The 19,146-nt window shown below is 33.0% G+C and carries 18 protein-coding genes; 8 read left to right on the top strand and 10 right to left on the bottom strand.

The window, feature by feature from the left end; translation table 11 throughout:
* Positions 1-2 precede the first annotated feature (2 nt).
* The 4 genes from porT to BUC29_RS02250 all read right to left on the bottom strand — a co-directional run bounded on the left by porT (position 3) and on the right by BUC29_RS02250 (position 2,860).
* Complete coding sequence (gene porT, locus BUC29_RS02270; RefSeq protein WP_073412958.1) at positions 3-719, bottom strand: type IX secretion/gliding motility protein PorT/SprT; 717 nt, start codon at positions 717-719, stop codon at positions 3-5.
* Between the two features lies 1 nt (position 720).
* A complete protein-coding gene (gene ubiE, locus BUC29_RS02265) occupies positions 721-1,452 on the bottom strand; it encodes a bifunctional demethylmenaquinone methyltransferase/2-methoxy-6-polyprenyl-1,4-benzoquinol methylase UbiE (RefSeq protein ID WP_073412957.1) in 732 nt (243 codons plus the stop codon).
* A 567-nt stretch (positions 1,453-2,019) separates the two neighbouring features.
* Positions 2,020-2,502, bottom strand: coding sequence for a dihydrofolate reductase (locus BUC29_RS02255; protein ID WP_073412948.1), 483 nt, complete (start codon positions 2,500-2,502; stop codon positions 2,020-2,022).
* Between the two features lie 13 nt (positions 2,503-2,515).
* Complete coding sequence (locus BUC29_RS02250; protein WP_073412947.1) at positions 2,516-2,860, bottom strand: 2TM domain-containing protein; 345 nt, start codon at positions 2,858-2,860, stop codon at positions 2,516-2,518.
* A gap of 238 nt (positions 2,861-3,098) precedes the next feature.
* Here BUC29_RS02250 and BUC29_RS02245 point away from each other — a divergent pair, with 238 nt between their 5' ends.
* Entirely contained in the window at positions 3,099-3,395 is a 297-nt protein-coding gene (locus BUC29_RS02245) for an isoamylase early set domain-containing protein (RefSeq protein WP_073412946.1), read from the top strand.
* Between the two features lie 39 nt (positions 3,396-3,434).
* Here the strand turns inward: BUC29_RS02245 and BUC29_RS02240 are convergent, their stop codons facing one another.
* The 4 genes from BUC29_RS02240 to BUC29_RS02225 form a co-directional block, all read right to left on the bottom strand.
* The gene (locus BUC29_RS02240; protein WP_073412945.1) at positions 3,435-4,286 is read right to left on the bottom strand and encodes a thymidylate synthase; all 852 of its coding nucleotides are present in this window, start codon (positions 4,284-4,286) and stop codon (positions 3,435-3,437) included.
* Between the two features lie 76 nt (positions 4,287-4,362).
* Positions 4,363-4,986, bottom strand: a complete 624-nt coding sequence (locus BUC29_RS02235; protein WP_073412944.1) for a bifunctional nuclease family protein — start codon at positions 4,984-4,986, stop codon at positions 4,363-4,365.
* Positions 4,987-5,149: 163 nt separating this feature from the next.
* Positions 5,150-6,118, bottom strand: coding sequence for an electron transfer flavoprotein subunit alpha/FixB family protein (locus tag BUC29_RS02230; RefSeq protein WP_073412943.1), 969 nt, complete (start codon positions 6,116-6,118; stop codon positions 5,150-5,152).
* Between the two features lie 155 nt (positions 6,119-6,273).
* Positions 6,274-7,020 (bottom strand): electron transfer flavoprotein subunit beta/FixA family protein, encoded by a 747-nt coding sequence (locus tag BUC29_RS02225; protein WP_073412941.1) that lies wholly within the window; start codon positions 7,018-7,020, stop codon positions 6,274-6,276.
* Positions 7,021-7,523: 503 nt separating this feature from the next.
* On the opposite strand from BUC29_RS02225, the gene BUC29_RS02220 reads away from it, so the two are divergent.
* The 6 genes from BUC29_RS02220 to BUC29_RS02195 all read left to right on the top strand — a co-directional run bounded on the left by BUC29_RS02220 (position 7,524) and on the right by BUC29_RS02195 (position 16,131).
* Positions 7,524-8,501 carry a pyruvate dehydrogenase complex E1 component subunit beta gene (locus BUC29_RS02220; protein ID WP_073412940.1) on the top strand — a complete coding sequence of 326 codons (978 nt, stop codon included), beginning with the start codon at positions 7,524-7,526 and terminating at the stop codon, positions 8,499-8,501.
* A 69-nt stretch (positions 8,502-8,570) separates the two neighbouring features.
* Entirely contained in the window at positions 8,571-11,072 is a 2,502-nt protein-coding gene (locus BUC29_RS02215; RefSeq protein WP_073413583.1) for a DUF5686 and carboxypeptidase-like regulatory domain-containing protein, read from the top strand.
* Between the two features lie 51 nt (positions 11,073-11,123).
* Entirely contained in the window at positions 11,124-12,176 is a 1,053-nt protein-coding gene (locus BUC29_RS02210) for an acyltransferase (protein WP_073412938.1), read from the top strand.
* Between the two features lie 55 nt (positions 12,177-12,231).
* Positions 12,232-12,831 carry a DNA-3-methyladenine glycosylase family protein gene (locus BUC29_RS02205; RefSeq protein ID WP_073412936.1) on the top strand — a complete coding sequence of 200 codons (600 nt, stop codon included), beginning with the start codon at positions 12,232-12,234 and terminating at the stop codon, positions 12,829-12,831.
* Between the two features lie 132 nt (positions 12,832-12,963).
* Positions 12,964-13,494, top strand: coding sequence for an inorganic diphosphatase (locus tag BUC29_RS02200; RefSeq protein ID WP_073412934.1), 531 nt, complete (start codon positions 12,964-12,966; stop codon positions 13,492-13,494).
* A gap of 111 nt (positions 13,495-13,605) precedes the next feature.
* On the top strand, positions 13,606-16,131 hold the full coding sequence (locus BUC29_RS02195; RefSeq protein ID WP_073412933.1) for a sodium-translocating pyrophosphatase: 2,526 nt from the start codon (positions 13,606-13,608) through the stop codon (positions 16,129-16,131).
* Between the two features lie 466 nt (positions 16,132-16,597).
* Here the strand turns inward: BUC29_RS02195 and BUC29_RS02190 are convergent, their stop codons facing one another.
* Both BUC29_RS02190 and BUC29_RS02185 read right to left on the bottom strand, forming a co-directional pair.
* Positions 16,598-17,212 (bottom strand): deoxynucleoside kinase, encoded by a 615-nt coding sequence (locus BUC29_RS02190; RefSeq protein WP_053470079.1) that lies wholly within the window; start codon positions 17,210-17,212, stop codon positions 16,598-16,600.
* Entirely contained in the window at positions 17,212-18,015 is an 804-nt protein-coding gene (locus BUC29_RS02185) for a hypothetical protein (RefSeq protein ID WP_073412932.1), read from the bottom strand. Before BUC29_RS02185 ends, BUC29_RS02190 begins: the two co-directional genes overlap by 1 nt.
* A 224-nt stretch (positions 18,016-18,239) precedes the next feature.
* Between BUC29_RS02185 and BUC29_RS02180 the strand changes: the two genes are divergently transcribed.
* Entirely contained in the window at positions 18,240-19,124 is an 885-nt protein-coding gene (locus BUC29_RS02180) for a GLPGLI family protein (RefSeq protein WP_073412931.1), read from the top strand.
* Positions 19,125-19,146: the final 22 nt, after the last annotated feature.

Genomic DNA, 19,146 nt, shown 5'->3' with positions numbered 1-19,146 from the left:
TTTTAATGAAATGTGAAATTTATTAAAATTGCTCTTGACTTCATCGAGTCGATATTGTCTGTCCATGGACTTGGACCGTTTATAGGTTTGTCGCGAATTAATTCATCTGTTATGCCAAACATTCCCCTAACAGAAGGTGAGAAAATAAAATATTCGGTAAAGAAATCAATTCCAAAACCAATCTCATAAGCAGCTGTCCATTGTTTTACTCTAAATTTTCCTTCGAAGTTATCGTCTGGAGAGCTTGAGTTGCTTGATAAATTTAAAGTTGTAGACATTCCGCCAACCAAATATGGACGAATATTTCCGGTTCTTAAGGATGAAAACTTTAATAATAAAGGAAAATGAATATAAGTACTATTAACTTCTCTCAAATAATCTTTCTCTAAATTTCCAACACCGGGATAATATAAATCTCGTTTTGTATAATACAAACCTGGCTCAAAACGCAGGTTGATATATTCCTGAAGCCTTAAATCTGCAACTACACCAACATTAAATCCGGTTGTTTTTTTTACCTGAATATCGTTTTGCACAGGATTTTTGTAATCAAATTTAAAATCGAAACTGTTAAAGCCTAAATAATAACCAAAATAGACACGCTGTTTCTGCCAGTTTTCCAGGTTAATAATAGGATCTTTGCTAAACATACTTTTAGCAAACTGAGAATATCCTTTTGTCGTTAAGACCAGTAAAATTAAAATTACAATTTTTTTCATACTATTTTTTAGATGCTGAATAAATGGTTGCTACACCAAAAGTTTGCGGCATTGCTACAACATCTATAAACCCAGTTTTTCTCAAAATATTGTTCAATGCTTCTCCATAAGGAAAAGCTGCAGCAGATTCAGATAAATATCCATAAGCTGAATTGTCTTTTGAAAACAATTTTCCAATAACCGGAAGTATATTTTTAGTGTAAAATTTATATCCTTGTTTGTACGGAGTTTTATCAGGAACAGAAGTTTCGAGAATTACAAAAACGCCGTTTGGTTTTAAAACTCGTAAAATTTCGGCAAAACCTTTTTCTAAATTTTCAAAATTACGAACTCCAAAACCTACTGTAATAGCATCAAAATAGTTATCCTCAAAAGGAATATTTTCAGAATCACCCAAAACTAAATCAATAACATGAGAAAGTTTTTTTTCCTCAACTTTCTTTTTCCCAACTTCAAGCATTCCTGCAGAAATATCAAGGCCAATAATTTTTTCGGCGTTTGTCTTAGACATCAGAATGGCCAAATCACCAGTTCCTGTAGCAATATCAAGAATAACTTTTGGTTTAGAATCAGAAACTATTTTAAGTACTTTTTTTCGCCATTTAGTATCAATACCAAATGAAATTACACGATTCAAATTGTCATAGTTCCCAGAAATGTTATCAAACATTTGGGCAACCTGCTCTTTCTTACCTAAAGAAGAGTCTTTATATGGAGTTATTTTTTCAGACATTATTATAATTTACGCAAATATAAACAATCTACTTTAACTGTAATTGAGTTTTTTAAAATGTCAAATTAAATGTTTTCCGGGGAATTTAAAAAAACTGTTTAGGTATCACCAAAAGTGGGTATTTTTAAAAAATCACTAAAAGCGGGTATTGTTCTGAGCTGATTTTATGCACAACTTTGTTGAAGTAAAAATGATGAAATTTTAATGATTGATAATTTCACATTGGCTTAATCAAATGACAATTTTTTTGCACTGGTTGTTATTTGTTCAAGTAAGTAGTTTTTAAAGTGTTGTTCTTGGGGGAATACTATTTTAAAAAGTGCGAAGTACGTTCTTAGGATTAAATTTGTTTTTGGAAATTTTAATTTTCTTGCCTTTAATATCTTAGTGGTATTTGTTATTAAAGGCTCTTTGAGATTCATCTCAATTTAACATTAAATGTTATTCAGTTATTTCAAATGTCACTTGACGTTTGTGATTTTACAAAAACTACTTTCTTGAGCGAGTCAAGTTTAAAAAATCAATCGTTCTCTAAAAAACATCCTTCAAAAGAGGATGTTTTTTTATTTATTTTCTAATGTAAGTTTCATAAGTATAATCATAAAGATGTTTTTCATCTTTAAAATTTTCTTCTGATTCTACCAGCTGCCATTCACTTTTGCTGATTTTCGGAAAAAAAGCATCAGCATCAAAACTATGGTGCACTTTAGTAATTTCAATTATATCAGCATAAGGCAGACCTAAATTGTAGATTTCTCCGCCGCCAATAATATAAGAGTCTTCATTTTCGGGACACAACTCAATAGCTTTTTCCATACTGTCAACCACAATGCATCCTTCCGGATTATAATCTGTTTGGCGTGTAATAACAATATGAGTTCTGTTTGGTAAAGGTTTAGGGAAACTTTCAAAAGTTTTTCTTCCCATTATAATATGATGATTGGTTGTGAGAGATTTGAATCTTTTAAAATCATTTGGCAAGTGCCATACGAGCTCATTATTTTTTCCCAAGGCATTATTTTCGGCAACTGCCGCTATCATTATAATCATGGTGGTGTTGTAACTAAATTTTATTCTCTGTATCGTCGTTTATTTTAGATTCTAATTGACTGATTCTTTTTTGCTGAAGAGCAACAAGTCTGTCAATTTGCTCCCTTTCCCATTTTTTATTCATAAAACGATCAGTGATATAAACTTTTATGAAATGTAAAATAAAAATGAAAAGCCAGATAGTAATACCCCAAATACACCAGTTTTGAGTTGTTCCTTCTCCAAATCCAAAAAATTTATTGGCAATAAATAAAAATAAACTCCCAAGCAGGAAAAGAACAAAATGAAAATATAAGACCTTTTTTTGTCTTAATCGTCTTCTAGCATACTCGTATTGTTCGTGTACTTCTTTTTCCATAAGATAAAAATGAGATTATAAAGTTAGAATTAATTTTCAAAACTCCCTATTATGACTGCAGAATATTTCCTTCAAAATTTTCTTTCAATTTGAAATACGAAAAATAAAGCGCATTAAATTATGTATCTAATTAAAATTACATATTGTTTTTGTCATAATCATAAATCGGTTACATTGCTGTCGAATCTTCAGATGAATTTGTTTAATTTTATTGTATAAATCTAAAAACTAAATAGTTATGTCTTTGAAAAAACAATTTATTAAAACGAAACCTGTTGTTAAAGTTACATTTTCTATTGATGCTAAAGATGCTGATTCGGCAGCAGTCGTTGGCGATTTTAACAATTGGGATCCTTCGGAAGGAGCTTTAAGTAAGCTTAAAAACGGAACTTTTAAAGCAACTTATGATTTGGTTAAAGATGCGATTTACGAATTCAAGTACCTTATCGACGGAACTTACGTAAACGATCCTGAAGCCGATTTTTACAAGTGGAATGATTACGCCGGAAGTGAAAATGGTGTTTTAGTTGTATAAAAAAATCCGCTTAATTTATTCAAGCGGATTTTTTAATATTTATACAGCAACGCTGCCTTTTATTGCAGGATGCGGATCGTAATCTACAAGTGTAAAATCATTAAAATCAAAATCAAAAATGTTTTTAATCTCCGGATTTAAAATCATTTTTGGTAATGGTTTTGGTTCACGTGTTAATTGTAATTCTAATTGCTCGAAATGATTATTGTAAATGTGCGCGTCTCCAAAAGTGTGAATAAATTCACCTGGTTCTAAATCGCAAACCTGTGCAATCATCATAGTTAGTAATGCATAAGAAGCAATATTAAAAGGAACTCCTAAAAATATATCGGCACTTCTTTGATATAATTGACAAGATAATTTTCCTTTCTTTTCTCCTTTTTCTAAATCTGGAGCTGCTACATAAAACTGAAAAAATGCATGACAAGGAGGTAATGCAGCTTTGTTGTTGGCAACGTTTTCCTCAAATGATTTTTTTGTATCTGGCAAAACCGAAGGATTCCATGCCGAAACCAGCATTCTTCTGCTATTTGGGTTTGTTTTTAATTCGGTAATCAATTCAGAAATCTGGTCAATTTCTTCACTGTTCCAGTTTCTCCATTGATGTCCGTAAACGGGTCCTAAATCACCATTAGAATCTGCCCATTCATCCCAGATTTTTACTCCGTTTTCCTGAAGATATTGTATGTTCGTATCGCCTTTTAAAAACCAAAGCAATTCGTAGATAATTGATTTTAAATGTAGTTTTTTGGTTGTAACCATTGGGAAACCTTCACTTAAATCAAAACGCATTTGATAACCAAAAACACTTTTTGTTCCGGTTCCTGTACGATCTCCTTTTTGATTGCCGTTTTCTAAAACGTGTTTTACTAAATCTAAGTATTGTTTCATGTTTTGTTTATTTGGTTATTCGTTTAATTGTTTAATCGATTTAACGAATCAACAAATTAACGATTAAACAATAATTTTATCTTCTCGAGATTTCGTCTCTAATTTTAGCGGCTTTTTCGTAATCTTCCTGAGAAACGGCCTGATCTAAAAGTTCGTTCAACTCCTGTAAACTGTGTTTTGCATAAACGTCTCCAGACTGGTTTGTTTCTTCTTCGTGTCCAAAAGTTTCAGGATTAGAAAGTACATCATCGATTTCCTGAGACCCCTGATCAGAATCTGAAGAGTTTGATTTTAAATAAATTCCGGCTTTGTCCAGAATGTTTTTATACGTAAAAATTGGTGCGTTGAAACGTAATGCCAATGCAATAGCATCAGAAGTTCTTGCATCGATAATTTCTTCGATTTTATCTCTTTCGCAGATTAAGCTTGAATAAAAAACGCCATCAACAAGTTTGTGAATAATTACTTGTTTTACAACAATATCAAATCTTTCTGCAAAGTTTTTGAATAAATCGTGTGTTAACGGACGTGGTGGTTTTATTTCTTTTTCTAAGGCAATAGCTATCGATTGGGCTTCAAAAGCGCCAATAACAATAGGTAATTTTCTTTCACCGTCGACTTCGTTCAAAATTAAGGCATAAGCGCCATTTTGAGTTTGACTGTATGAAATTCCTTTTATAGATAATTTTACTAGACTCATATATGTTTGTAAAAAAGGCACTTAGCGCCTCATCTTAATGCTTTATTTGTTTGGAAAATAAAGGTGCAATTTTAATCAAAAAATATGGAACAAAAAAGCTGCCTATAAACAAAGATACAACATCTTGTTTTTAGGCAGCAATATTTTGAAGAGAATTCTTGAATTAAGAATGCTGAGCTTTAAAAGCTTTTAATTTCTCTGTTAGTTTAGGTACAATTTCAAAAGCATCGCCAACAATACCATAATCAGCAACTTTAAAGAAAGGAGCTTCAGGGTCATTGTTGATTACTACTTTTACTTTTGATGAGTTAATACCCGCAATGTGCTGGATAGCTCCAGAAATACCTACGGCAATGTATAAGTTTGTTGCAACCGGTTTTCCTGTTTGTCCAACGTGCTCGCTGTGAGGTCTCCATCCTAAATCTGAAACAGGTTTAGAGCATGCAGTAGCTGCGCCTAAAACAGAAGCAAGATCTTCGATTATTCCCCAGTTTTCAGGGCCTTTTAATCCGCGTCCGCCAGAAACAACGATATCAGCATCAGCGATAGAAACTTTTCCTGTAACTTTTTCTACAGATTCTACTTTTACACCAAAATCATTGTCACCAATTGTTGGGTTAAAATCTTCTGCAGCAGCAGATCCTTCACTTTCGAAAATCCCGTAAGAGTTTTTAGCCAAACCAAGCACTTTTACATCTGTATCGATTTGTGTAATATTGAAAGCTTTGTTTGAGAAAGCATTTCTTTTTACCTGAAAAGGTGAAGTGCTAACTGGTAATCCCACAACATTTGAAGCAAAACCAGCATTTAAAGCTACTGCAACTAATGATGAAAGGTAAATACTATCTGTTGTAGAAGAAAGTAAAACTACTTTTGTTCCTTCTTTTTCAGCGGCTTGTTTAATGACATCAGCATAAGCTTTAGCGGTAAAACCAGCTAATTTATCGTTGTTTACTTTTAAAACTTTATCAACTCCGTATTTGCCTAATTCGCTTACATCGCTAATGTTTACTGTCAAAGCTGTAACAGTTGTTCCTAAACTTTCGGCTACTTTTTTTGCATAAGAAGCTAATTCGAAAGCTACTTTTTTAAATTTTCCTTCTGCAGATTCTGCATATATTAATATTGACATAACAATTTTAGATTTTAGATTTTAGATTTCAGATTTCAGATTTTTGGAAATTGAAATCTAAAATGATTATTGATTTTAGATTTTGAAGTGAATCAAATGTGGGTTTTAGATTTAGTATTGCGCGATTTGCAATCTAAAATCTAAACTCTACAATCTTAAATCACTTTAGCCTCGTTGTGTAATAAATTGATTAACTCATCTAAATTATCTGGAGAAACTAATTTTACTGCTGATTTTGGAGCAGGTTTTTCAAATTTTACAGCTTTTGTATTTACAGAAGCATCAACAGGTTCAAGAATAGTTAAAGCTTTTGTTCTTGCAGTCATAATTCCTCTCATGTTCGGGATGCGTAAATCTTTTTCTTCAACAAGACCTTTTTGACCTCCAATAATTAAAGGCAGCGCAGTGCTTACAGTTTCTTTTCCTCCGTCGATCTCACGAACAGCTTTTACATTATTTCCGTCAACTGTTAAAGCTGTACAAGAATTTAAGAAGTTATAACCTAAAATTCCTGCGATCATTCCTGGAACCATTCCTCCGTTATAATCAAGAGATTCTTTTCCGGCAATAACTAAATCATAACCGCCATTTTTAATTACTTCTGCTAATTGTTTAGCAACAAAAAATCCGTCAGTTGGATTTGCGTTAACACGAATAGCTTCGTTTGCACCAATTGCCAGAGCTTTACGTAATGTTGGTTCAGTATCAGGACCTCCAACGTTTACAACCGTTACATTTGCACCTTGCTGTTCTTGAAACCAAATAGCACGTGTAAGACCGAATTCGTCGTTAGGATTAATTACATATTGTACACCATTAGTATCAAATTCTGAGTCACCATTGGTGAAATTAATTTTTGAAGTAGTATCAGGCACATGACTGATGCAAACTAGTATTTTCATAAGTATATATTTTGAATTTATAATATGCTTTTACAAAATTAGAATTTAATTTGGAATAATTATACTATGCATGCATAATATTTTCTAAAACTATTACGATTTCGAAGATTGTGTGGTTTTACGGTGTTTTCATCGGAATACAAAAATAAAAATGCATTCATTTTATCTGATTATTAGGAATTTTGCAACGTTTAGACATTAAACAATGGTTAAATTTTGCTTCTTTAAATACTAATTTTTGAGTTTTTCCGTTTTGATCTCAGAATTTCGAAGAAACAGGAATTAAACAAATAGATTAAAGTTTGTCTAAAAAATAGTTTTTGCACATTTAAGTTTAGGTTATACGGCTATTATATCGTTTTCGTGAATATCTCAGTAAACTTATAGAAGTTAAAAGCTAAAGAGAGAAAGCGCTAGATGCGATTTTAAATTCAATTTATGCTTTTAAGTTATTTAAAATATTTATTTTTGCTCTTCAGAAAATTCAACATACAATAAAAAATATGAGAACAATACAATTTAGAGAGGCCATTTGTGAAGCAATGAGCGAAGAAATGCGTCGCGATGAATCCATATATTTAATGGGAGAAGAGGTTGCAGAATACAACGGAGCTTACAAAGCTTCAAAAGGAATGCTTGCTGAGTTTGGTGAAAAAAGAGTAATCGATACTCCAATTGCTGAGCTTGGTTTTTCAGGAATTGCAGTAGGTTCTGCAATGAACGGAAACCGCCCAATTGTAGAATATATGACATTCAACTTCTGTTTAGTTGGTATTGATCAAATCATAAATAACGCTGCTAAAATGCGTCAAATGACAGGAGGACAGTTTAATGTGCCTATCGTTTTCCGCGGACCAACTGCTTCTGCGGGTCAATTAGGAGCTACTCACTCTCAGGCTTTAGAGAACTGGTTTGCTAATACTCCGGGTCTTAAAGTTGTTGTACCTTCAACTCCTTACGATGCAAAAGGTTTATTAAAATCAGCGATTCGTGATAATGACCCTGTTATTTTCATGGAATCTGAGCAAATGTACGGAGACAAAGGTGAAGTGCCAGACGGAGAGTACACAATTCCTCTGGGTGTTGCCGATGTTAAACGTGAAGGAACTGATGTAACAATCGTTTCTTTCGGAAAAATCATTAAAGAAGCTTTTATCGCTGCTGATGAATTAGCAAAAGAAGGAATTTCTTGTGAGATTATCGATTTAAGAACAGTTCGCCCAATGGATAAAGATGCAATTCTTAAATCGGTTAAAAAAACTAACCGTTTAGTAATTCTTGAAGAAGCTTGGCCGGTTGCCAGCCTTTCTTCTGAAATCACTTATATTGTTCAGGAACAAGCATTCGATTTCCTTGACGCACCAATTCAACGTATTACAACTGCAGATACTCCAGCACCTTACTCTCCGGTATTATTAAAAGACTGGCTGCCAAATGCAGGTGATGTAGTAAAAGCAGTAAAAAAAGTGTTATACAAGTAATACATATTTAAAATACTCAAAAACTTCATCATTCATAGTTAATTGATGAAGTTTTTTTTTGCCCAGACAATGAAAAAAATAATTTTACTCAGCCTATTTTTTGTATTCGCATTTGCGGCTATTGCCACTGCACAAACGAAAGTGAGTGGAATTGTTTTGGACAAGTCTAATCAGCCGATACCTTTTGCAAATGTTGTTTTTAAAGGTTCAAATACCGGAATCGTTTCTAACGAAGATGGCCGTTTTTATCTCGAATCTCCAAATACTTATACCGCATTATTGGTAAGTTCTGCCGGATTTTCAGATAAAGAAGTTCCTTTAGAAAAATCGGTTAATTATGATTTTAAAATTGTTTTAAACGAACCTCAGGCATTAAACGAAGTTGTAATCTATACAGGAAAAACATCTAAAAAGAATAATCCGGCAATTGATATTTTGAGAAAAATATGGGAAAGAAAACGTAAAAACGGGCTTTACCAATTCAATCAATATCAAATGCAGAAGTATGAAAAAGTTGAGTTTGATATGAACACTATTGATAGTGCTTTCATGAAAAATAAACTTTTTAAAGGCATGGAGTTTGTCTTTAATCATGTTGATACTTCAGATGTTACGGGCAAAACCTATCTGCCAATTTTTATCAACGAATCAGTTTATGATGTTTACGGAGATAATAAATTAAAGAAGGTAAAAGAAAACTTAACCGGAAATAAAATGTCTGGTTTTAACGGAAATCAGCAGATTTTATCTTTTGTAAAAGATCTTTATTCAGATTATAATATTTACGATAATCACCTTAAATTTTTCGATAAAAGTTTTACAAGTCCACTTTCAAGAACCGGAATTGACGTTTACAATTATGTATTGAAAGACAGTGCTTATATCGACAAAAAATGGTGTTTTAATATTGTTTTTTATCCGAGACGTAAAAACGAATTAACCTTTAAGGGAGATTTCTGGGTAAACGATACCACTTTTGCCATCAAGAAAATTAATATGGGCGTTACCAAAAGTGCCAATATTAACTGGGTAAAAGATATTTATATCGAGCAGGAATTTGAAGTAGAAAACGATTCGATTTTCCTTTTGACACGTGATTATATGATGTCTGATTTTGCTTTAAATAAAAAAGAAAAATCAAAAGGTGTTTACGGAAAACGAACGACTTTATATCGAAATCATAAATTCAATATTCAAAAACCGGAGAAATTCTATAAAGAAGAAGTCAATTTCATAGACAATGCGGTCTACGAACGACCGCCGGAATTTTGGGAAGAAAATCGTTTTGAAAAATTAAATAAAGACGAAGCAGGAATTTATAAAATGCTCGATACGCTCCAAACGGTCAAGCGATTTAAGCAGATATATAATCTCGTCTCTATTTTAGGAAGCGGTTACGTCGAGTTTAAAAACTTCGATTACGGACCTATTTTCTCCACATTCGGTTATAATGAAGTTGAAGGTTTGCGACTTCGAGTAGGAGGAAGAACCTATTTCGGGCCAAATGATCCTTGGCGTATACAAGCTTATACGGCTTACGGATTTGATGACAATAAATTCAAATACGGAGTTTCTGGAAAATGGATGCTGGACAAGAAAAACAGATTAATTATTTCTGGAGGAAACAGGCGCGACATCGAGCAAATTGGTGCGAGTTTAACCACGACAAATGATATTCTCGGACGAAGTTTTGCTTCTTCTGCCTTATTTACAACTGGAAGCAACGGAAAACTTACCAATATTAATTTAAGTAACATTTCGATAGAGATGGAGCCTAAAAAGAACTTTATAGTTCAGGCGGGACTTTCGTATCGAACATTAGAGTCAGCATCTAAAACATTTAGTCTGGATTATTATACAACCTTGCCAAGCACAGAAAATCCAACAGGTGTTATAAAAAGCGATGTTAAACAATCAGAAGCCAATATTCAGTTTGAATATATGCCAAACCGTAAAACGATTGGTTATGGGGTCGAACGTGATTTAGTTGACAGTCCTTTCAGTCATTTCTTTGTAAACTTTAGTTATGGTTTAAAAGGCGTTTTTGACAGCGATTTTGCTTACGAAAAAATTCAGGTTTTTTATAAACAGCCAATTATCATTGGACCTTTAGGAAGATCGAATATTATTTTGGAAACCGGAAAAACATTTGGTACAATTCCGTTAGGATTAATGAGTGTAATTCCGGGTAACCAGACCTATTTTACAATCGAAAATACGTTTAGTAACCTGAATTTCTACGAATTTGTTACAGATCAATATACAACGTTGCAATGGAACCATGATTTTGGTGGAAGATTATTTGCGAGAGTTCCCTTTATGAGAAAGCTCAATTGGAGAGAATTTATTGGAGTGAGAGCTGTTCACGGAACCATTTCTGATGCCAATCGCGCAATTAATGCTTCTGGATTGCCTTACAACGCACCCGAAAAAGTATATTATGAATACCATGCCGGGATTGGTAATATCTTCAAAGTTTTCCGTCTTGATTTTTCTTGGAGAGGAAATTATCTGGATATGCCCGATGCTCATAAATTTGCAATAAAAGGATCTTTCGGATTTTATTTCTAACCATCATTTAGATTCTTCGCTTTCATAATTATAATTAACAAATAATATTTTATGAGTGAAAACCAAGTGGGTAATAAAATGAGCTGGACAACTAACCTAAGAGTTGCAGCTACGATTAGTGTAATTCTTGTACATGCAACAGCGGAGATTTTATATCTATATGGTTATGTCTCAAATTTTGTTTGGTGGACGGGGAATATTTATGATAGTTTTGTGCGTTTTTGTGTACCCGTATTTGTGATGTTAACAGGAGTATTGATGTTAAGCAGAACATACGAATTAAGCGAATTCCTTAAAAAAAGATTTTCACGAATAGTTTTGCCTTTCTTATTTTGGAGTTTTGTTTATGCAATGTTTGCACTACACGATAATATTTCTGCAGGTCATGAAATGTCTATTTGGGAAATTATTGAATGGGTAACTTATCTATTACTAAATGGCAGTTCATATCATCTTTGGTATATTTATATGATTATTGGGATATATCTATTTGTGCCGATCATCAGTAAATGGATTCAAAACGCTACGGAAAAAGAGATTTTGTATTTTATATCTATATGGATATTTACTCTATTTATTAATCAGCCAGCTTTATGTATATTCAGAATTAATGTTGATTTCACATATTTTTCGGGGTTTATAGGATATCTGGTTTTAGGATATTATTTGTCAATCAAATCTTTTTCGTTTCCTAAAAGAATAATTAATATTACTGCTCTATTTTTGGTGTTTACAGGAGTAAGTATTACAATATTCGGGACTTATTTTTTATCCCACGATAGAAATAGTTTTGACGAGTATTTTTATAACTATAATACTTTAAATATTTTAATGGTTTCAGTTGGTCTTTTTCTCGTTTTTAAGAATCTTGAGATCAGTAATTCTGTAGTAGTAAAAATCACAAATTTTATTAGTAAATATAGTTATGGAATTTACCTGGTGCACGTTTTAATTTTAAGATTTATACGAACCTTTAAAATAGATTATGATTTTATAAATCCTGTATTTGCAATTCCCTTAGTAACTTTAATTTGTCTATTGATTTCTACACTGATTATATATTCTATTAATAAATTACCTTACGGTAGATATATATCAGGGTAAAATGATTTAGAATAAGATAAAAAAAATGTTTAATCGAAGTTAAAAGTTCGCCATCATGCAAGAAGCCATAGATTTTCTAACCAATAAAAATCCGGTATTTCGGGAAATAATCGAAAAATATGGGCTTCCGCCAATACCAAAGCGTCCGCAGGGTTTTGAAACATTGGTTTTGCTAATTCTTGAGCAGCAAGTTTCCATCGATTCGGCGAAAGCCACATTCTTAAAAATAAAATCCTATACAACCTGCAATCCTGAAACAATGGCGATTTTGCCTGATGAGGAATATAGAAATCTGGGTGTAAGCCGCCAAAAAACAAAATACATTAAGATTTTATCCGAAGCCATTTTAAGTAAAGAATTAGATGTAGAAAGTCTGGCTTTTAAACCTGCTAAACAAGTTCGGGAAGAATTAATCAAACTCAAAGGAATTGGAAACTGGACAATTGACATCTATTTAATGTTCTGTCTCCAGGAACCGGATTTGATTCCGCTTGGTGATATTGCGGTTGTAAATACTATGAAAGAGCTATTCGATATTCACGATAAACAGGAAATGGAAATCCATGCAGAGCAATGGCGCCCTTATCGTTCTTTTGCGACCTATTTACTCTGGCATCATTACTTAACAAAGCGAAATAGGAAAATTACATATTAACTGTCTGTTATATAAAAAGAAAAGTATATTAATTAATGTATAAATACATAGATTAATGTACTTTTTTCATTGTAAAAAGGTATTCTTTAGTTACTTTTGCAATCGAAATTTTAGAAATAATAAAAAACGAAAATGACCGCAGACAAACTAACAACTTTCGATGTATTAATCGAAATACCAAGAGGAAGCAGAAATAAATACGAGTACGATTTTGAAATTAAAAGAATGCGTTTTGACAGAATGTTATTCTCTTCAATGATGTATCCTGCAGATTACGGATTTATTCCGGAAACTTTAGCACTTGATGGTGACCCTCTTGATGTATTGGTTTTAGTAAACGAACCAACTTTTCCAGGATGTGTTATGGAAGTAAAACCAATTGGTGTTTTCCACATGGCAGATGATAAAGGACCAGACGAAAAAATTATTTGTGTACCAGTTTCAGATCCAATCTGGAATTCATTAAACGACCTTTCTGATATTAACCCACACTTAGTAAAAGAAATCGAGCACTTCTTCCAGGTTTACAAAGACCTTGAGAACAAAAAAGTAGATGTAGAAGGATGGGGAGATGTAAAAGAAGCTTACGCAATTATTGCTGAATGCACTAAGCGTTTTGATGATATTGAAAATAAACCAGCCGGATTATTTAGCATTAAATAATTAAAGCATTCATATTTTATAAAAAAAGCAATACTCCGTCAGGAGTATTGCTTTTTTGTTTAAATTCGTTTTAGTTAGTTTGTTGACTATTAACCAAAACCATTAATAATTATGAATGCATTTATGATTTACCTGCCTATAGTTATGGCAGTTTTAGGATTACTTTTCATGGGAATAAAAAGGAGTTGGGTGTTAAAACAAGATGCCGGAGACGGTAAAATGAAAGAGATTTCAGATTACATCTACGAAGGAGCCTTAGCCTTCCTCAAAGCAGAATATAAACTTTTAACCATTTTTGTTATAATTGCAAGTTTAGCTTTGGCAGGAATTACTTTTATTCCAGGTGTAAAAACACATTTATTGATCGTAATTGCATTTATTTTTGGAGCACTTTTTTCAGCTTATGCCGGTAATATAGGTATGAAAATAGCAACCAAAACAAACGTTAGAACCACACAGGCAGCGCGTACAAGTCTGCCACAGGCATTAAAAGTATCTTTTGGCGGAGGAACCGTAATGGGCTTAGGTGTTGCAGGATTGGCAGTATTAGGTTTAACAGCTTTTTTTATAATTTTCTTTAATTTATTTTCTGATGGAGTTTGGAAAGATACCGAAACAATGACTGTTGTTTTAGAGACTCTTGCAGGATTTTCGCTTGGAGCAGAATCAATTGCATTGTTTGCCAGAGTTGGCGGTGGAATCTACACAAAAGCTGCAGACGTTGGTGCCGATTTAGTTGGTAAAGTTGAAGCTGGAATTCCAGAAGATGATCCGCGTAATCCTGCTACAATTGCAGATAACGTAGGTGATAATGTGGGTGATGTGGCCGGAATGGGCGCCGATTTATTCGGGTCGTATGTAGCAACCGTTTTGGCGGCAATGGTTCTTGGGAACTATGTGATTAAAGATATGGGTGGAAGTATCAATGATGCTTTTGGCGGAATTGGTCCAATTTTGCTTCCAATGGCGATTGCCGGTTTCGGAATTTTATTCTCGATTATCGGAACAACATTAGTAAAAATTTCAGATGATAATGCTAAAGAAGCGCAAGTTCAGAAAGCATTAAATATAGGTAACTGGGTTTCGATTGTTTTAACAGCTGTAGCTTGTTTCTTTTTAGTAAAACATATGCTTCCTGAAACCATGCAGATGACTTTCTTTGGAGAAGGAGCAAAAGACATTTCTTCATTGCGTGTTTTCTATGCAACATTAGTTGGATTAGTTGTTGGAGGAGCAATTTCATCAGTAACAGAATATTATACAGGATTAGGAACAAAACCAGTTTTGGCAATTGTTCAAAAATCATCTACAGGAGCAGGAACAAACGTAATTGCCGGTTTGGCAACGGGAATGATTTCGACTTTTCCAACCGTATTATTGTTTGCTGTAGCAATCTGGATTTCGTATGCTTTAGCAGGATTTTATGGAGTTGCGCTGGCAGCTTCGGCAATGATGGCAACTACAGCAATGCAATTGGCAATTGATGCTTTCGGACCAATTTCTGACAACGCTGGAGGAATCGCCGAAATGAGCGAATTGCCAAAAGAAGTTCGTACCAGAACCGATATTTTAGATTCAGTAGGAAATACAACTGCAGCAACAGGAAAAGGATTTGCAATTGCTTCTGCAGCCTTGACTTCATTAGCTTTATTCGCAGCGTATGTAACCTTTACAGGAATTGACGGAATTAATATTTTTAAAGCACCAGTTTTAGCAATGTTATTTGTCGGAGGAATGATTCCGGTAGTTTTCTCAGCTTTAGCCATGAATTCTGTTGGAAAAGCGGCAATGGATATGGTTTATGAAGTTCGTCGTCAATTCAAGGAAATTGCGGGAATTATGGAAGGAACCGGAAAACCGGAATACGGAAAATGTGTTGAAATTTCTACAAAAGCTGCTTTACGCGAAATGATGCTTCCTGGAGTATTAACAATAGGTTTCCCGATTTTAATTGTATTGATTGGAAAATTAGTTTATGCAGACAACAATCAGTTAATTGCTGAAATGCTGGGAGGATATATGGCTGGAGTTACCGTTTCCGGGGTTCTTTGGGCAGTTTTCCAAAACAACGCCGGAGGTGCCTGGGACAACGCTAAAAAATCTTTTGAAGCCGGAGTTATGATTAACGGCGAAATGACGTATAAAGGTTCTGATGCTCATAAAGCAGCCGTAACGGGAGATACAGTAGGAGATCCGTTTAAAGATACTTCAGGACCTTCAATGAATATCTTAATCAAATTGACTTGTTTGATCGGATTGGTAATTGCGCCAATTTTGGGAGAAGGACATTCTGAATCAAATATTGCAGGAAAAGCTTCTTGCTGTGCAAAAACTGAAATGCATGCCGGAATTTCTAAATGTGGAGATTTATCTGGAATGACAAAAGAAGAATGTATCAAAATGTGTAAAGAAAAAGGCTGTTCTGCAGAAGAAACAGCAAAATGTTTAGCACATTTTGACGCAAACGGAAAATATATAAATGCTAATTATGAGCAAAAATCAGTTAGTGTTGAAGTTAAAAATATAAACGGAAAAACTACCGGAACTGTTACCAAAACAGAAAACGGCAAAACCACAACCGAAGTTTTTGAAGGAACAGAAGAAGAAGTTCTGGCGAAAGTTGAAGCTGCGAAATAACAATTTTGATAAAGCTTCTTAAAACAGAAATGCCTCTAAATAATTTTAGAGGCATTTTTTTTATTTAATGAATTCGTATTGAAGAAAAAACTTGATATAGTCCCTACGGGACAAATGTTTGTGGGTGTGATAATGTTCTACCGATATATAATCTCTACGAGATATATCATTAGGAATTAAAAATTTGATAACACAATAAAGAATAGGCAATCATATTCCTTTAAGAATTAATATTTGGTAAAAGAATAAAAAATAAAGAATCAAAAATCATACTCCTTTAGGAGTTAAATATCGGTAGAAAAAATAATAATAGTTGGAATAATGTCCCGTAGGGACTATACAATTATGATTCAATATAACAAATATTAAATAATTATCTTGGCTTTAAATTTTATAAATAAAAAATGCCTCTAAAATAATTTTTAGAGGCATTTTTTATTTCATGAAAATCGGTCAAATCTGTCTTCTAAAACAAACCGTTCAATTCAGCATCGATTCTATTAATAATGTTTCCTAAATCTTCTGGATTATCAACAAAATTAATATTATCAACATCAATAATTAATAATTTTCCTTTAGTATAAGTCTGAATCCAGGCTTCGTATCTTTCGTTCAAACGGCTTAAATAATCGATAGAAATTGAATTCTCATATTCACGTCCGCGTTTGTGAATTTGTCCAACAAGATTAGGAATGGAACTTCTTAAATAAATCAATAAATCCGGCGCTTTTACCAAAGATTCCATTAATTCAAACAAAGAGGTGTAATTTTCAAAATCACGGCTTGTCATCAATCCCATTGCATATAAGTTGGGAGCAAAAATATGCGCATCTTCATAAATTGTTCTGTCCTGAATAATTTTTTTTCCGCTTTCGCGAATCTGCAAAACCTGACGAAAACGACTGTTTAGGAAATAAATCTGCAAGTTAAACGACCAACGCTCCATTTGATGGTAAAAATCGTCTAAGTACGGATTATCAACCACATCTTCATAATGAGGTTCCCATTTAAAATGTTTGGCCAATAATTTAGTTAATGTTGTTTTTCCTGCGCCTATATTTCCTGCTATTGCTATGTGCATTACGGTGTTACGATTTTATAATTTACAATTTCTTTCTTTGTAAAAATAGATAAAATTTGGTCTTTGTAATAGAATTTGTCAAACGTTTTTTCTAAAACTTCAATTTCAAAAAATGTGTTAGTATTTTCTCTCAAATACAATGAGTTAGCCTTGCTGAAAATGAATTTTTGAGGCGAAATTATTTCTATTTTATCAAAATCTGCGACATTTCCCAAACTCGAAATTTTTCCAAATATATCACAAGAAAACCAATTGTTTTTTTTATCAATCCAATAGAAAGTATTAAAGTCTGTTTGGTAATATTTTATGCCTTCGGTAAGCGGAACCGAAACTGTTTTATATTCATTTTTTAAATAATCAAAAAGCGATATTTGCTGATTCAGCGTATTAAAAATCCAAAGCTGATTTTGCGTCGACATTCCAATTGCACTGACAACAATTGGAACTGCATTTTGAGAAAAATTAATTTCCGTCATTTTATTTAATTGATTATCCAATAAAACGACACTGTTGAAATCTTCGTAGAACAATACAATTTTAAGCGGATTCTGAATGTCGACTTTAGTGATATTTCCTAAAGAAACATTCTTGTATTCGAAGATTTCGTTTCCTTTTACTTTGCTAAAAACATTATTTTTTATTTGATAAGAATAGCCAAATGAATCATAACCAATAAATTCATCAGCAGCAATTTTAAATTTTGAAACTAAAGAAGCATTTATTTTTTGGCTTTGCCCTAAAAATGTCGAAAACGAACACGCAATAAACAGCAGTAACAAAATTTGGCGTATTGTTTTATTCATAATAGTTTCAATTTCAATAAGCCAAAGTACAAAAACTGGAGTAAAAAACAGAGTTTTAGCTATTTTTTGAGCTTAAACCTTTGTAAATTACAATAGTCTTAAAAAGATTCGATTTTGTCGATACCATTTTGGCATTGATATATTTAACTTTCAGTATTTTAAAATTAGTAATAAATTTGAATGTAAGTTTTACCAGACTTACAGTCTTAATTAAATATAACCACATGAAAAAACTATCATATTTACTATTCGTCTTTGCTTTTACACAAGTGCACGCACAAAAAGATTTTCAGGGAATGGCTGTTTACGAATCTAAAACTCAAGCACCTAAATTAGAAGGAATGAGAGCTGGTAATCGCGACATTACCCCAGAAATGCAAAAAACAATGGAAGACCGTATGAAACAAATGCTGGAAAAAACTTTCATATTAAATTTTGATAAAACGGCTTCTATTTATAAAGAAGAAGAAAAACTTGACGCTCCGGGACAGCAAGGCGGTTTTCGTCTTATGATGAGTTCGATGATGGGCGGCGGCGGAACTTTTTATAAAGATGTAAAAAGTAAAACGTATACAGTCGACAAGGAATTTATGGGAAAAGAATTTCTCGTTGTAGATTCTCTGCCAAAATTGAATTGGAAACTGGAACAGGAAACCAAACAAATTGGCGGTTACAATTGTTTTAAAGCAACGGCTGTAAAAGAAGCAAGCAAAACTGATTTTAGAAATTTCAGACCGAAAAATAACGAAGAAAAAAAGGATGAAACCAAAAAAACATCAGGAGAAACAAAAACCAATTTTGAAGACAACTTCGAGATACCAAAAGAAATCGTAGTTACGGCTTGGTATACGCCAGAAATTCCTGTAAATCAGGGACCGGAAAATTATTGGGGGTTACCAGGTTTAATTTTAGAAGTAAATGATGGAAAAACGGTTATTTTATGTTCTAAAATTGTCTTGAATGCCAAAGAAAAAGTAGAAATAAAACCATCTAAAAAAGGAAAAGTAATTTCTCAAAAAGATTACGATACAACTGTAATTAAAAAAATGGAAGAATTTAGAGAAATGAACCGTGGAAGAGCCGGAGGTCCGCCGCCAATGGGGAGATAAAATTTTCACATAAATTTCAAGT

This window comes from Flavobacterium defluvii, assembly GCF_900129555.1.
GTDB lineage: Bacteria > Bacteroidota > Bacteroidia > Flavobacteriales > Flavobacteriaceae > Flavobacterium > Flavobacterium defluvii.
The sequence above is the reverse complement of the archived record's forward strand: the minus strand, read 5'-3'. Positions and strand labels throughout refer to the sequence as shown.

Excerpts from the sequence above, each read along its gene's own strand:
- porT (WP_073412958.1), bottom strand. The coding sequence starts at position 719 with ATGAAAAAAATTGTAATTTTAATTTTACTGGTCTTAACGACAAAAGGA.
- ubiE (WP_073412957.1), bottom strand. The coding sequence starts at position 1,452 with ATGTCTGAAAAAATAACTCCATATAAAGACTCTTCTTTAGGTAAGAAA.
- BUC29_RS02255 (WP_073412948.1), bottom strand. The coding sequence starts at position 2,502 with ATGATTATAATGATAGCGGCAGTTGCCGAAAATAATGCCTTGGGAAAA.
- BUC29_RS02250 (WP_073412947.1), bottom strand. The coding sequence starts at position 2,860 with ATGGAAAAAGAAGTACACGAACAATACGAGTATGCTAGAAGACGATTA.
- BUC29_RS02245 (WP_073412946.1), top strand. The coding sequence starts at position 3,099 with ATGTCTTTGAAAAAACAATTTATTAAAACGAAACCTGTTGTTAAAGTT.
- BUC29_RS02240 (WP_073412945.1), bottom strand. The coding sequence starts at position 4,286 with ATGAAACAATACTTAGATTTAGTAAAACACGTTTTAGAAAACGGCAAT.
- BUC29_RS02235 (WP_073412944.1), bottom strand. The coding sequence starts at position 4,986 with ATGAGTCTAGTAAAATTATCTATAAAAGGAATTTCATACAGTCAAACT.
- BUC29_RS02230 (WP_073412943.1), bottom strand. The coding sequence starts at position 6,118 with ATGTCAATATTAATATATGCAGAATCTGCAGAAGGAAAATTTAAAAAA.
- BUC29_RS02225 (WP_073412941.1), bottom strand. The coding sequence starts at position 7,020 with ATGAAAATACTAGTTTGCATCAGTCATGTGCCTGATACTACTTCAAAA.
- BUC29_RS02220 (WP_073412940.1), top strand. The coding sequence starts at position 7,524 with ATGAGAACAATACAATTTAGAGAGGCCATTTGTGAAGCAATGAGCGAA.
- BUC29_RS02215 (WP_073413583.1), top strand. The coding sequence starts at position 8,571 with ATGAAAAAAATAATTTTACTCAGCCTATTTTTTGTATTCGCATTTGCG.
- BUC29_RS02210 (WP_073412938.1), top strand. The coding sequence starts at position 11,124 with ATGAGTGAAAACCAAGTGGGTAATAAAATGAGCTGGACAACTAACCTA.
- BUC29_RS02205 (WP_073412936.1), top strand. The coding sequence starts at position 12,232 with ATGCAAGAAGCCATAGATTTTCTAACCAATAAAAATCCGGTATTTCGG.
- BUC29_RS02200 (WP_073412934.1), top strand. The coding sequence starts at position 12,964 with ATGACCGCAGACAAACTAACAACTTTCGATGTATTAATCGAAATACCA.
- BUC29_RS02195 (WP_073412933.1), top strand. The coding sequence starts at position 13,606 with ATGAATGCATTTATGATTTACCTGCCTATAGTTATGGCAGTTTTAGGA.
- BUC29_RS02190 (WP_053470079.1), bottom strand. The coding sequence starts at position 17,212 with ATGCACATAGCAATAGCAGGAAATATAGGCGCAGGAAAAACAACATTA.
- BUC29_RS02185 (WP_073412932.1), bottom strand. The coding sequence starts at position 18,015 with ATGAATAAAACAATACGCCAAATTTTGTTACTGCTGTTTATTGCGTGT.
- BUC29_RS02180 (WP_073412931.1), top strand. The coding sequence starts at position 18,240 with ATGAAAAAACTATCATATTTACTATTCGTCTTTGCTTTTACACAAGTG.